The 13,261-nt window shown below is 64.3% G+C and carries 11 protein-coding genes; 2 read left to right on the forward strand and 9 right to left on the reverse strand.

The features are described 5' to 3' along the window. Positions 1–2 precede the first annotated feature (2 nt). Positions 3–320, reverse strand: a complete 318-nt coding sequence (locus Q0687_RS02060; RefSeq protein WP_298871546.1) for a polyhydroxyalkanoic acid system family protein — start codon at positions 318–320, stop codon at positions 3–5. Positions 321–502: 182 nt separating this feature from the next. Here Q0687_RS02060 and Q0687_RS02065 point away from each other — a divergent pair, with 182 nt between their 5' ends. Next, entirely contained in the window at positions 503–667 is a 165-nt protein-coding gene (locus tag Q0687_RS02065; protein ID WP_018318514.1) for a DUF3309 family protein, read from the forward strand. A 128-nt stretch (positions 668–795) separates the two neighbouring features. Here the strand turns inward: Q0687_RS02065 and ligD are convergent, their stop codons facing one another. Further along, positions 796–3,459, reverse strand: coding sequence for a DNA ligase D (ligD, locus tag Q0687_RS02070; protein ID WP_298871576.1), 2,664 nt, complete (start codon positions 3,457–3,459; stop codon positions 796–798). A gap of 118 nt (positions 3,460–3,577) precedes the next feature. On the opposite strand from ligD, the gene Q0687_RS02075 reads away from it, so the two are divergent. Then, complete coding sequence (locus Q0687_RS02075; protein ID WP_298871579.1) at positions 3,578–4,462, forward strand: Ku protein; 885 nt, start codon at positions 3,578–3,580, stop codon at positions 4,460–4,462. A 128-nt stretch (positions 4,463–4,590) separates the two neighbouring features. On the opposite strand, the gene Q0687_RS02080 is transcribed toward Q0687_RS02075, so the two are convergent. The 7 genes from Q0687_RS02080 to Q0687_RS02110 form a co-directional block, all read right to left on the reverse strand. Continuing rightward, positions 4,591–5,280, reverse strand: coding sequence for a response regulator transcription factor (locus Q0687_RS02080; RefSeq protein WP_298871581.1), 690 nt, complete (start codon positions 5,278–5,280; stop codon positions 4,591–4,593). Continuing rightward, positions 5,277–8,000 (reverse strand): sensor histidine kinase KdpD, encoded by a 2,724-nt coding sequence (locus Q0687_RS02085; protein WP_298871583.1) that lies wholly within the window; start codon positions 7,998–8,000, stop codon positions 5,277–5,279. The genes Q0687_RS02080 and Q0687_RS02085 overlap by 4 nt, the downstream gene beginning before the upstream one ends. 39 nt (positions 8,001–8,039) lie before the next feature. Further along, positions 8,040–8,645: a K(+)-transporting ATPase subunit C gene (locus Q0687_RS02090; RefSeq protein ID WP_298871586.1), complete on the reverse strand. Its 606-nt coding sequence runs from the start codon at positions 8,643–8,645 to the stop codon at positions 8,040–8,042. A 158-nt stretch (positions 8,646–8,803) separates the two neighbouring features. Further along, positions 8,804–10,918, reverse strand: coding sequence for a potassium-transporting ATPase subunit KdpB (gene kdpB / locus Q0687_RS02095; protein WP_298871589.1), 2,115 nt, complete (start codon positions 10,916–10,918; stop codon positions 8,804–8,806). Between the two features lie 19 nt (positions 10,919–10,937). After that, positions 10,938–12,641: a potassium-transporting ATPase subunit KdpA gene (gene kdpA, locus Q0687_RS02100; protein WP_298871591.1), complete on the reverse strand. Its 1,704-nt coding sequence runs from the start codon at positions 12,639–12,641 to the stop codon at positions 10,938–10,940. Positions 12,642–12,753: 112 nt separating this feature from the next. Further along, entirely contained in the window at positions 12,754–12,843 is a 90-nt protein-coding gene (locus Q0687_RS02105; protein ID WP_035698142.1) for a K(+)-transporting ATPase subunit F, read from the reverse strand. Positions 12,844–12,854: 11 nt separating this feature from the next. Further along, positions 12,855–13,013 (reverse strand): hypothetical protein, encoded by a 159-nt coding sequence (locus Q0687_RS02110; protein ID WP_298871593.1) that lies wholly within the window; start codon positions 13,011–13,013, stop codon positions 12,855–12,857. Positions 13,014–13,261 lie beyond the last annotated feature (248 nt).

A 13,261-nucleotide genomic window follows, 5' to 3' on the forward strand; every position in this document is an offset into this window, starting at 1 on the left:
GCCTACTTGCCCTCATCCTTGGTCAGCAGCAATTGCCCGCGCTTGCGGATGGTCGCCTGCGCCATCTCGGCAAAGCGCTGCAGCAGCCACGGCAGCACCACCTCGACCTTGACGTGGTCGTCGGCGACGTCGACCTGCCCGCTCGCAATCTGGCCGAGCGCGCGGATGCGGAAGTTCATGGTGTCGCCGCTCCAGCGCTCCTCCTCGACCTGCATCACGGGAATGCTGGCGGCGGCCCGGCCGAGCCCGGTCTTGAGCCGGCGCACGGCTTCCTCGCGACCGAGGCGATGCGGAATGGAGACAACAAGCGGCGCTGACATGATCCTGCCCCGTGGTGATTGATCCTCACATAGTCATGCCGGATGGAGACGCAAAGGTTCCATGCAAGTTACAGCTGCGACCCTGTTTCAAATCCGGAACTTTAAATCCCGCGGCAAGTTGCCCTCCGCACAACGGGACAGGTTGCAACGACCCTTTCGACAAAGGGCTGGAGGAGATTCGCATGTCTATCGGTACGATCATTCTGATCATCCTGGTTATCGCGCTGCTCGGCGGCTTCAGCGGCATCGGCGGTGGCCCGTTCTACGGCACCGGCTATTACGGCGGCGGCGGCCTCGGGCTCGTCATCGTCATTCTGCTGATCCTGCTGCTAATGGGCCGGATCTAACGACAGCAACAATCGCGTAGGGTGGGCAAAGGCGCTCTTGCGCCGTGCCCACCTTTCCTCTCTGACGAACAAGATCGTGGGCACGCTTCGCTTTGCCCACCCTACGGGAGTTGCGCATCAGCGCGCACCTACTTCACCTTCCCCGCCAACTTCTTTATCGCCGCCTTGATCGACGAGGCCGCATCGTCATAGCCCTCCCAGGCCTTCGACCGTGCCAGCAGGCCCGGCACCGTGCGTACCGTGTAGCGCTTCGGATCGAGATCGCTTTTCACTTGCGCCCAGGTCAGCGGCATCGACACCGTCGCGCCATCGCGCGCGCGTGGCGACAGCGGGCCCACCGCCGTCGACATGCGGTCATTGCGCAGATAATCGAGGAAGATCTTCCCGTTGCGCAGTTTCTTCGACATGTTGAGCAGGTAGCGTTCGGGATCGTCATCAGCCATCCACTGGCAGACGCCTTGCGCGAACGCCTTGGCTTCCTTCCAGTCCACCTTGTCGCGCGCGCCATGGAGCAGCGGGACCACCACGTGCAGGCCCTTGCCGCCGGTGGTCTTGCAGAAGCTTTCCATGCCAACGTCAGTCAGCCGCTGTCGCATCTCCTTCGCTGCTTCGACGACATCGGCGAACGTCACGTCCGGTGCCGGATCGAGGTCGAATACCAGCCGGCCCGGCGTGTCATAGGCATCCGGCGCGCAATTCCAGGGATGCAGTTCGACGCCGCCGATCTGCGCGACCGCGGCGAGCCCCTCGACGCGGTCGATCTGCAAATACGGCTTGCGATCCCCGGAGACCTTTGCGAGCTCGAGCAGGTTCGAGGTGCCCTGCATCGCATGGCGCTGGAAGAATTTTTCGCCGCCGATGCCGTCAGGGGCACGAAGGATCGAGCAGGGGCGGCCCTTGAGATGCTCGATCATCCAAGCGCCGACCGCCTCGAAATAGCGCGCAAGATCGAGCTTGGTGACGCCCTCGCCGTCGCCACCGTCGGGCCAGAGCTCCTTGTCTGGCTTTGAGATGACGACGCCCATCACTTCGGCTGTGCCGGCGCTCTTCGACTTGGCCGTCTTCGGTGTCGCGCGCTTCCTCGCCGAGGGCTTTGCCAGTTCGATATCGACAGGCGTTTCAGCCTCGACCTCCTCGGCCGGCTTATCCTGCCGCAGGCCCTTGAAGGCAGCCTGACGGATATTGCCGTCGGCCGTGAAGCCGGCGAACTCGATCTCCGCGACCAGCTCGGGCTTCAGCCAATGCACGTCACGCGTCTTCTTCGGCGCATTCTTGCCGCCGAACGGGCTTTCCCTGGCCTCCATCGCTTTGAGCGACGGCATGATGCGCTTGACCTTGTCGGCGCCAAAGCCGGTCCCGACCATGCCGACAAAGGCGAGATGGTCGCCCCGATGCACACCCGCCATCAGCGAGCGGAATTTTCCTGATGTCGTCTTCCAGCCGCCGATCACGACCTCATGGCCCGCCCGGCATTTTGCCTTGGTCCAGCTCTCGGTGCGGCCGGAGCGATAGGGCGCGTCCAGCTTCTTCGACACCACGCCCTCGAGCTCGAGCTTGCAGGCCGATTGCAGCACCGCCTCGCCCCCGCTCTCGAAATGCTCGACATAGCGGATCTGGCTCGTCTTCTTCTTGCGCGCTCCCAGCAACTTCTTGAGGCGTTCCTTGCGCTCGCCGAGCGGCAGACGGCGATAATCGAGGCCCTCGGCGAACAGCAGGTCGAAGGCGAAGAAGATCAGGTCTTCGGTCTTGCCATCCGACAGAGCGGCCTGCAGGGAGGAAAAGTTCGGCGCACCGTTATGGTCGAGTGCGACGATCTCGCCGTCGATCAACGCATCAGGCAGGTCACCCGCCTCCTTGGCGATCGATGCGAACTTTTCGGTCCAGTCGAGGCCCTTGCGGGTCTTCAAGCTCGCCTCGCCGTCCTCGATGCGCAGCTGGACGCGGTAGCCGTCGAACTTGATCTCATGGCACCAGCCGTCTGACCCGGGCGGCCGCTCCACGGGAGTGCACAGCTGCGGCTCCACGAAATCAGGCATCGCCGAGACTTTCTTGGCTGTCGTCGCGGTCGTCGCCTTCTTCTTCGACGGTTTGCCGCTCTTCAGCGCCGTGCGAGGCGCCGGCTTGACCGTGCGCCCTTTGGTCTCCTCGGCACGGTTGGATTGCCAGACCGCATCCGCCTTGCCTTTGGCGCCCTTCTCCAGCATGAACGGCTTCGGCGCGCGGCCCTTGCCGCCGGCGATCTGATCCATGGCGCGGCCAGATGCCACGGACTTGTCTTCCGCCAAGATATCCTCGTCCTCGCTGGCATAGTCGTCGCGGTGCTTGATCAGCAGCCAGTTGGTGCGCTTCTCGCCGCCGCGGTTGCGCATGCGCACCAGCACCCAGCTGCCATGCAGCTTGTCGCCATGCAGGGTGAATTTGAGGTCGCCCTTTTTGAAGCCGGCTTCGGCGTTATCGGATTCCCAGGTGCCGCGGTCCCACAGCATTACCGTGCCGCCGCCATATTGCCCCTCGGGAATCGTGCCTTCGAAATCGCCATAGTCGAGCGGATGGTCCTCGACTTCGACGGCCAGCCGCTTGTCGTGCGGATTGAGCGAGGGGCCCTTGGTCACCGCCCAGGACTTGAACACGCCATCGAATTCAAGCCTGAGGTCGTAGTGCAGCCGGGTCGCATCGTGTTTCTGGATCACGAAGCGCCGCTGCTTCGATGGCGCCACGGCGGACTTGCCTGACGGTTCGGGCGTCTTTTCGAAATCACGCTTCTTTCGATAAGTGGAGAGTTTTTGCAGCACGACTGGTCCCACATCCTCTAATCGCGTTGAAGCCTATCACGGCAAAAGTCCCATCCGGAACCAAAACCCTGGCGGGCGGTTGGGGTTCCAAAACGCCTTGAAATCACTGGAGAATGGAATGGCCCCGCGCGCCTATTGGAAGGGAACGTTGAAGCTGTCGCTGGTGAGCTGCCCGGTCGTGCTCTATCCCGCGACCACGGCCGCCGAGAAGACACGGTTTCACATGATCAACCGCGAAACCGGCAACCGGCTCAAGCAGCAGATGGTGGATGCCGAGACCGGCGATGTCGTCGAGAGCGACCAGAAGGGCCGCGGCTACCAGCTGCGCAAGGGTAAATATGTCGAGGTCGAACCGGAGGAGCTCGAGGCCGTCCAGATCGAGAGCAACCACACCATCGACATCGAGAGTTTTGTCCCAAGCGATGAGATCGACCAGCGCTATCTCAACCATCCCTATTACATCGCGCCCGAAGGCAAGGCCGCCATCGACGCCTTTGCCGTGATCCGCGACGCCATGAAGGACCAGGACCGCGTCGCGCTCGCCAAGATCGTGCTGACCAACCGCGAGCACATCATCGCGATCGAGCCGCTCGGCAAGGGCCTGCTCGGCACCACGCTGCGCTTTCCTTACGAGCTGCGCGACGAAGACGAATTCTTCCACGACATCAAGAGCCCGAAAATCAGTAAGGACATGATCGAGCTGGCCGGACACATCCTGCACACCAAGGCGGCGCATTTCGACCCGAGCAAATTCAAGGACGAGTACGAGACCGCGCTCAAGGCGCTGGTGAAGCGCAAGGCGAGCGGCAAGACCATCGAATTGCCCGAACGCGAGGAGCGCCCCAGCAACGTCGTCAGCCTGATGGACGCGCTGAAACAGAGCCTGAAGGGGCGCGGCGGGAAGAAGACGGCGGCGAAGGCGCATGCAAGACGGGCGACAGGGCGGCATCGTGCGGCGAAGAAGGCACACCGCTCGACGGCGCGGCATCGGAAGGCAGGGTAGTCTCACCAGCGTCATTGCGAGGAGCTTTTGCGACGAAGCAATCCAGACTGCCTCCTCGGAGGCACTCTGGATTGATTCGCTGCGCTCGCAATGACGATGTGGGCAGAGGATCGCGTCCCAAGAGGCCGTTAATCCCCCGCCTTCAGCCGGTACCCGATTCCCGTTTCGGTCAGCACATATTGCGGCCGCTCCGGATCGGCTTCGATCTTCTGGCGGAGCTGGCGGACATAGACGCGCAGATATTGCGCGTCGGTCAGCTCGTCCCAGAGCTCCTTGAGCAGGAATCTGTGGGTCAGCACCTTGCCGGCGTGCTGGACCAGCACGCGCAGCAGGTCGTATTCCTTCGGCGACAGCTTGATCTCGCGCTCGCCGAGCTTGATGATGCGGCGCACCAGATCGACGGAGAGATCGCCGGTGCGGAACACCGGACGCTCGCCCTGCACCTGCAGTTGGTGCCGCAGCGCCGCGCGCAGCCGCGCCAGCAGCTCGTCCATGCCGAACGGTTTGGTCAGATAGTCATCGGCACCGAGATCGAGCGCCTGCACCTTACCCGCCTCGTCGCCGCGGCTCGACAGCACCACGATCGGCACGCTTTCATTGCGGCTGCGGATGGTGCGGAGCAGCTCATGGCCCTGGATGTCGGGCAGGCCGAGATCGAGGATGATCAGCGCGGGCTCTTCGCCTAGCTTCTCCAGCGCGACCTTGCCGTTCGACGCCTCCAGGATCTCGTAACCTTGCGTCGATAGCCCCATCCGCAGCAATTTGCGGATCGGCGGCTCGTCGTCGATGACCAGAACCTTGATCGGGGCAGCACTCATGCGGCGGTATCCAATGCGTGGGTCTGCGCCGGAACCGGCAGGTGGATGGTGAGAATGGCGCCGCTCCGGTCGCTGCGGTTGGCCGCCGAGATCGTGCCGCGCATCGCCTCGACGAAGCCGCGGGAGATGGCCAGCCCGAGCCCGGTGCCGGGACGGACATGATCGCCTTTCTGCGCACGATAGAACTTGTCGAACACGCTCTCGAGCTCGTCGGGCGGAATGCCGTCCCCCTCGTCAGCGACCTCGAGCACCACATGATCGCGCTCGCGCCGGCTCCTGATCGTAATCGTGGTTTCGGGCGATGAATATTTCGCGGCGTTGTCGAGCAGGTTGAACAGCACCTGCTCGAACAGCACGGCGTCGAGCTCGAGCATCGGCAGATCGGCCGCCAGCACCAGCTCGACCTTGTGTGCGGTGAGGATCTTCGAGGCCCGCCGCAGCGCGCTGCCGACGATTTCGCCGAGATCGTGCAGAGCCGTGTTGGGCACGATGGCGCCGGATTCGAGCTTGGTCATGTCGAGCAGATTGGCGATGAAGCGATTGAGCCGCTCGGACTCGTCGATCACGGTCGCAAGCAGATCGCGCTTCTCGGTGTCGGACAGTGCACCCGCGAGATCGCGCATGGTCGAGGCCGCCCCCAGCACCGAGGCCAGCGGTGTCTTCAGATCATGCGAGATCGAGGTCAGCAGCGCCGACCGCAGCCGCTCGGATTCAACGGTCCGTTTGACGCGGTCCATGTCCTCGACCAGGAGCACGCGCTCGATCGCCAGCGCGCCCTGGTCGACCAGCGCGTCCAGCAGCCGGCGCTGGTCCGGCGTCAGCAGCGGGCCGGTGCGGTCGTTGTCGATGCCGATCACGCCGATCGGCCCGCGCCCGGTGCGCATCGGCAGAAACAGCCGCTTGGCGCCCGGCAGCGTGTCCGAACCACGGCCGGCGGAACGATCATTGCTCCAGGCCCAGTTGGCTGCGGCAAGGTCGGCCTGGTCGAGCTGATCCTCGGGCGGATAGCCTGACTTCACCGTGAGCAGCCCGTCCTCCGGCAGCAGCAGCACCACGCGGACCTTCAGCATCAGCGCGATCTGATAGGCCGAGGCCCACAGCACGTCGTCGAGCGTGGCCGTGCCGGCGAGCTTGCGGCTGAAGGCATAGAGCTGCTCGGTGGTCCGGATGCGGCCGATCGCGGCGTCGGCCTGCGTGCGCACGCGCGCGGCGACATTCGAGACCAGGATCGCGATCAGCATGAAGAAGAAGAACGCCGCGACGTTGGTCGGATCGGTGATGGTGAAGGTGTAGACCGGCGGCAGGAAGAAGAAATTATAGGCGAGTGAGGCAGCCAGGCTCGCGAGCAGCGACGGCCACAAGCCGTAACGCACCGCGACCGCGACCACCGCGGTGAGCAGCACGAGGTCCACGTTCTCGATGCCGAACCGCGGCTGCAGCAGCTCCGCGGCGCCGAGGCCGACCAGCACGACGCCAAGCGATTTCAGATAGGGCAGCGGATTGAACGGTTCGGACCGCGCCGCGGTCTGCACCGCCGTCTTCGGTGCCGCCTCGTCCGGCAGCTCGTCACCGGGAATGACGTGAACGCTGATATTGCCGGCGCGTCGCACCAGGTCATGCACGACGGAGCCGCGCGTCATCTCGAACCAGCGTGAACGCGTCGTCTTGCCGATCACGATCTGGGTGACATTGTTGCCTTGCGCGAAGTTGATGACGTCATCGGCAATGCGCCGGCCGACCGCTGGAATGGTCAGCGCCTCGCCGCCGAGCGACTCGGCAAGCCGCAACGTATCGGCGAGCCGGTCGCGCTCCTGGTCCGAGAGCTGAAGCGAGCGCCGCGTCTCGATCGAGATCGCGGTGAACGGCGCATGCAGCCGGTCCGCCAGCCGTTTGGTGTAGCGCACGAGCCCAGCCGCGCGGGGATCCTCGCTGACGCAGACCAGGATGCGCTCGCCCGCGGCCCAAGGGCCGGCGATGGCGTTCGCCTGCATGTGATTGAGCAGTTGCTCGTCGACCCGCTCTGCCGTGCGCCGCAGCGCAAGCTCGCGCAGCGCGGTCAGATTGCCCGGCGAGAAGTAATGCTCCAGCGCCCGCTCGGCCTGCTTGGAGACGTAGACCTTGCCCTCGCGCAGGCGCTGGATCAAGTCGTCCGGCGTGAGGTCGATCAGCTCGATCGCGTCGGCGCGGTCGAAGATCGAATCAGGCACGGTCTCGCGGACCCGGACATGAGTGATCTGGGCGACGACGTCGTTCAGGCTCTCGATGTGCTGGATGTTGACGGCGGTATAGACGTCGATGCCGTGGGACAGCAGCTCCTCGACGTCGAGGTAGCGCTTGGGGTGGCGGCTGCCCGCTGCGTTGGTGTGGGCGAGCTCGTCGACCAGCGCGATCTTCGGCCGCCGCGCAATCACGGCGTCGAGGTCCATCTCCTCAACGATCTGGCCGCGGTACTCAAGCCGCTTGCGCGGGACGACCTCCAGTCCCCGCACCAGCGCCTCGGTCTCGCCGCGGCCGTGGGTCTCGACGAAGCCGACCACGACATCGATGCCGGCCTTGCGCCTGGCATGGGCGCTCTGCAGCATCTCGTAGGTCTTGCCGACGCCGGGGGCGGCGCCGACGAAGATCTTCAGCTTGCCGCTCGCGCTCTCCTCCCGGCGCGCAGCCTCCAGCAGCGCCTCGGGCGATGGTCGTTGTTCGGGATCGCGGCGCTGCTGAACCATCAGGCCAATATAATCATCCTGATATTGTCGGCCTAGACGCTACTTCGCGGCGGCACGATCCAGCGCGAGATTCAGCGCCAGAACGTTAACCCTGGGTTCGCCGAGCAGGCCGAGCCAGCGGCCTTCGGTGTTGGAGGCGACGAGCTGCTTGAGCTGGTCTTCCGACATATTCCGCGCCTTGGCGACGCGCGGCACCTGGAATTGCGCGCCTTCAGGCGAAATGTCGGGGTCGAGCCCGCTGGCGGAGGTCGTGACCAGATCGACCGGAACGGCGGCGTTCGGGTTTTCGGCCTTCAACTTGTCCACATCCTCCTTCAGCCGGTCGGCCAGCGCCTTGCTGGTCGGGCCGAGATTGGAGCCGCCGGAATTGGCCGCGTTGTAGGGCGCAGACACCGTCTTGGTCGAATCATCAGGGTCCGGCGCGACCGTCGCCGAGGGACGGCCGTGGAAATATTTGTCGTCCTTGAACTCCTGCCCGATCAGGGCAGAGCCGATCACCTTGCCGTCCTTCTCGATCAGGCTGCCTTGCGCCTTGGCGGGAAATAGGGCACCGGCAATGCCGGTCATGGCGAGCGGATAGGCCAGGCCTGTGATGGCGGTAAGCACCAGCAGCAGGACGATAGCGGGGCGGATTTCTCTGAGCATGGGTTTTCTCCAATTTCTGCCGTCACTGCGAGGAGCGAAGCATCCCTGCCGCCGTTCCGGGGCGATGCGAAGCATCGAACCCGGAACCTCGAGATTCCGGGTTCGCCTCTTCGAGGCGCCCCGGAATGACGGAGAGAATTGCTGTCCGCATGACCGCGTTAAGCCAAATGCAAGGCCACAACCACGAGGTCGATCGCCTTGATGCCGATGAAGGGAATGACGATGCCGCCGAGGCCGTAGATCAAGAGGTTGCGCCGCAGCAGCGCCCCGGCACCGACCGCGCGATAGGCGACGCCCTTCAGCGCCAGCGGGATCAGGCCGATGATGACGAGCGCGTTGAAGATGATCGCCGACAGGATGGCGCTCTGCGGGCTCGACAGGTTCATGACGTTGATCACGTTGAGCTGTGGGTAGAACGCCAGGAACATCGCCGGGATGATCGCAAAGTATTTTGCGACGTCGTTGGCGATCGAGAAGGTCGTCAGCGCGCCGCGCGTCATCAACAGCTGCTTGCCGATCTCGACCACCTCGATCAGCTTGGTCGGGTTGGAATCGAGGTCGACCATGTTGCCGGCCTCACGGGCGGCCTGGGTGCCGGTGTTCATGGCGACGCCGACGTCGGCCTGGGCGAGCGCCGGTGCGTCGTTGGTGCCGTCACCACACATGGCGACCAGCTTGCCCTTGGCCTGCTCGTCGCGGATCAGCTTGAGCTTGTCCTCGGGCGTTGCCTGCGCCAGGAAGTCATCGACGCCCGCTTCCGCAGCGATCGCGGCCGCCGTCATCGGGTTGTCGCCAGTGATCATGATGGTGCGGATGCCCATGCGGCGCAGCTCGGCAAAGCGCTCACGGATGCCGCCTTTGACGATGTCCTTGAGCTGAATGACGCCGAGCAGACGGCCGTCCTTGGCGACCGCAAGCGGCGTGCCACCGGCCTTGGCGATCTCGTCGGAAATCGACTGAATTTCCCGAGCGGTCTCGGAGCTCGGTGAAGGCTGAATGGCGCGGACGGCATTGCCGGAGGCAACGGCCTGTGCAGTCCCTCCGCCGATGTAATTGAGGATCGCGTCGACGGCGCCCTTGCGCACCGACGAGCCGCCGGCGTCGACGCCGCTCATGCGCGTCTGTGCCGTGAACGGAACGAAGGTGGCGCCGAGCTCGGCCATGTCGCGGCCGCGGATGCCGTACTTTTCCTTGGCAAGCACGACGATGGAGCGGCCCTCCGGTGTCTCGTCGGCGAGCGAGGCAAGCTGGGCGGCATCCGCGAGCTCCTGCTCGGTCACGCCGCGAACGGGACGGAACGACGTCGCCTGGCGGTTGCCGAGGGTGATGGTGCCGGTCTTGTCGAGCAATAGCGTATCGACGTCGCCGGCGGCCTCGACCGCGCGACCGGACATCGCGAGCACGTTGAAGCGCACCAGGCGGTCCATGCCGGCGATGCCGATCGCCGACAGCAAAGCGCCGATCGTGGTCGGAATCAGCGTCACGAACAATGCGACCAGCACGATCACCGAGATCGAGCCGCCCGCATAGGCGGCGTAGCTCGGAATCGTGACAGTGGCGAACACGAAGATGATGGTGAGACCGGCGAGCAGGATGTTGAGTGCAATCTCGTTCGGCGTCTTGGCTCGCTCGGCGCCCTCGACCAGCTTGATCATGCGATCGATGAAGGTCGAGCCTTGTGCCGCCGTGATGCGGACGCGGATCCAGTCGGACAGCACCTGTGTGCCGCCCGTGACCGCCGAGCGATCGCCGCCGGACTCGCGAATGACAGGCGCGGACTCGCCGGTGATGGCGGCCTCGTTGACGGAGGCAACGCCCTCGATCACCTCGCCGTCGGACGGGATCGTGTCTCCCGCCTCGACCAGCACGATGTCACCGACCTTGAGGCTCGTGCCCGGCACCAGCTTGAACTCCCGGCCCGCGCCGCTCAGGAGCTTCGCCTGGCTTTCGGTGCGGGTCTTGCGCAGCGATTCCGCCTGCGCCTTGCCGCGCCCCTCGGCCACCGCCTCGGCGAAGTTGGCGAACAGCACCGTGAACCAGAGCCAGAGGATGATCTGGAACGTGAAGCCGAGATGCTCGCCACCGGTGACGAGGTCACGCAGGAAGATCGCCGTGGTGAGCGAGGCCACGACCTCGACCACGAACATGACGGGGTTTTTCACCATCAGCCGCGGATCGAGCTTGGCGAAGGAGGCGCGGATCGCTGGCAGCACGATCTTCGGATCGAGCATTGCCGACATCGGCGCGCGCTTTTGCAGTTTCATCGTATCCATGGAGGTCACTCCAGACAAATCAGAAGAGGTTGCCGGCGTTCATCGCGAGGTGCTCGACGATCGGGCCAAGCGCGAGTGCCGGGAAGAAGGTCAGGCCGCCCATGATCAGGATGACGCCGACGACAAGGCCGACGAACAGCCCACCCGTGGTCGGGAACGTGCCCGTCGACGGCGGGATCGATTTCTTGCCCGCAAGCGAACCAGCGATCGCCATGGCCGGAACGATCATGAAGAAGCGGCCAACGAACATCGCGCAAGCGAGCGTGAGGTTGTAGAAGAAGGTGTTGCCGGTGAGGCCGGCGAAAGCCGAGCCGTTGTTGCCGGTTCCCGAGGTGTAGGCGTACAGCACCTCGGTGAAGCCGTGCGGGCCGGCATTGGCCATGGAGGCAACCGCCGCTGGATAGACCACGCCGACGGCGGTCCAGCCGAGGATCATCAGCGGCAGCACCAGGATGGCCAGCATCGCCATCTTGACCTCGCGCGCCTCGATCTTCTTGCCGACATATTCGGGCGTGCGGCCGACCATCAGGCCGGCGACGAAGATCGCCAGGATGACGAACAGCAGCATGCCGTACATGCCGGCGCCGACGCCGCCGACGACGATTTCGCCGAGTTCGATGTTGATCAGCGGGATCATGCCGCCGAGCGCGGTGAAGCTGTCATGCATGGCATTGACCGCGCCGCAGGAGGCGGCCGTGGTGATCACGGCGAACAGCGCGGAGGCAACGACGCCGAAGCGGACTTCCTTGCCCTCCATGTTGCCGCCGGTCAGGCCGAGTGCCTGGAGCATCGAGGTGCCATGGGCCTCCGCCCAATAGGTGACAGTGACGCCTGCAATGAACAGCACGCCCATCACGGACAGGATCGCCCAACCCTGGCGCTGGTTGCCGACCATGCGGCCGAACACGTTGGTCAGCGCAGCGCCGAGCGCAAAGATCGACAGCATCTGCACGAAGTTCGAAAGCGCGGTCGGGTTCTCGAACGGGTGCGCGGCATTGGCGTTGAAGAAGCCGCCGCCATTGGTCCCTAACATCTTGATCGCGACCTGCGAGGCGACCGGCCCGACCGCGATGGTCTGCTTGGCCCCCTCGAGCGTCGTAGCCTCGACATAGTCGCCGAGGGTCTGCGGCATGCCCTGCCAGACCAGGAACAGCGAATAGACGACGCAGATCGGCAGCAGCACATAGAGCGTGCAGCGGGTGACATCGACCCAGAAATTTCCAACCGTGCGCATCGAGGCGCGCGAAAAGCCGCGGATCAGCGCCACGGCGAGCGCAATGCCGGTCGCAGCCGACAGGAAGTTCTGGTGCGTCAGGCCAAGCATCTGCACCAGATAGGACAGCGTGCTCTCGCCACCGTAGTTCTGCCAGTTGGTGTTGGTGATGAATGAGACCGCGGTATTGAAGGACAGATCCTCGGCAACCGCGCCCTGCGCGGCCGGATTGAAAGGCAGCACGGCCTGCAAGCGCATCACGCCGTAGATGACCAGGAAGCCGCCGACGTGGAACAGCAGCATGGCGACCGTGTAGGTCAGCCAATGCTGCTCGCGCTTCTCGTCGACGCCAGATACCCAGTAGATGCCCGCCTCGATCGGGCGCAGCACCGGCGACAGGAGCGTCTTCTCGCCGTTGAACACGCGCGTCATGTACCAGCCGAGCGGCTTTGTGAGCGCGACGATGATGACGCAGAAAAGAATGATCTGGAGCCAACCGATCACAGTCATGGCATTACCCCTTCAGGCTTGGTGCCCGGCGCAGCAGCGGCAGGAACACCACAAGCAGGCAGCCGACGAGCAGAGCGTCGGCCAGCAGCAATTCGACAAGCAGCAGCACGGCTCAGAACCGTTCCGGCCGCAGCAGCGCATAAGTGAGGTAGATCAGGAGGCCGAACGAGACGGCGCCGGCGAGCGCATAATCAAAGATCATGGTCCGCTCCGTTACAGCCGTTCGCAGGCGTAGGTGTAGCCGATCGCAAGGGCGAAGAAGCCGAAGCCCAGCGCCAGCATGAGAATATCCATCATGGGGATGCTCCTCGTTGCACCAAGTCCTGGCACAACTATTCCGTAGTTTTGGACGAGCGTCTTGCGGTGGATCAAAAGTGATCCACGTAGCGCCGACCGGGATTTTCACACCGGGGAAGTGCCATCGCCGCCATAGGTTTTCGAGACGAGGGCTATGGCGAAGTTATAGGAATCTCATAAAGACCGGGGGCACTCGCGGGCGATGCTCCGGTCACTCGAGCCTTCGCCAAACGTCTCCCTGTGGTGATGGGTCCCGGATCGGCGCGCGCTTAGGGCGCGCTTGTCCGGGACGACGGCGGAGGTTGTGGCGACGGTATCAAGCG

The organism is uncultured Bradyrhizobium sp., assembly GCF_936928535.1.
In the GTDB taxonomy this organism is placed as follows: domain Bacteria; phylum Pseudomonadota; class Alphaproteobacteria; order Rhizobiales; family Xanthobacteraceae; genus Bradyrhizobium.

Excerpts from the sequence above, each read along its gene's own strand:
- Q0687_RS02060 (WP_298871546.1), bottom strand. The coding sequence starts at position 320 with ATGTCAGCGCCGCTTGTTGTCTCCATTCCGCATCGCCTCGGTCGCGAG.
- Q0687_RS02065 (WP_018318514.1), top strand. The coding sequence starts at position 503 with ATGTCTATCGGTACGATCATTCTGATCATCCTGGTTATCGCGCTGCTC.
- Q0687_RS02075 (WP_298871579.1), top strand. The coding sequence starts at position 3,578 with ATGGCCCCGCGCGCCTATTGGAAGGGAACGTTGAAGCTGTCGCTGGTG.
- Q0687_RS02080 (WP_298871581.1), bottom strand. The coding sequence starts at position 5,280 with ATGAGTGCTGCCCCGATCAAGGTTCTGGTCATCGACGACGAGCCGCCG.
- Q0687_RS02085 (WP_298871583.1), bottom strand. The coding sequence starts at position 8,000 with ATGGTTCAGCAGCGCCGCGATCCCGAACAACGACCATCGCCCGAGGCG.
- Q0687_RS02090 (WP_298871586.1), bottom strand. The coding sequence starts at position 8,645 with ATGCTCAGAGAAATCCGCCCCGCTATCGTCCTGCTGCTGGTGCTTACC.
- kdpB (WP_298871589.1), bottom strand. The coding sequence starts at position 10,918 with ATGGATACGATGAAACTGCAAAAGCGCGCGCCGATGTCGGCAATGCTC.
- kdpA (WP_298871591.1), bottom strand. The coding sequence starts at position 12,641 with ATGACTGTGATCGGTTGGCTCCAGATCATTCTTTTCTGCGTCATCATC.
- Q0687_RS02105 (WP_035698142.1), bottom strand. The coding sequence starts at position 12,843 with ATGATCTTTGATTATGCGCTCGCCGGCGCCGTCTCGTTCGGCCTCCTG.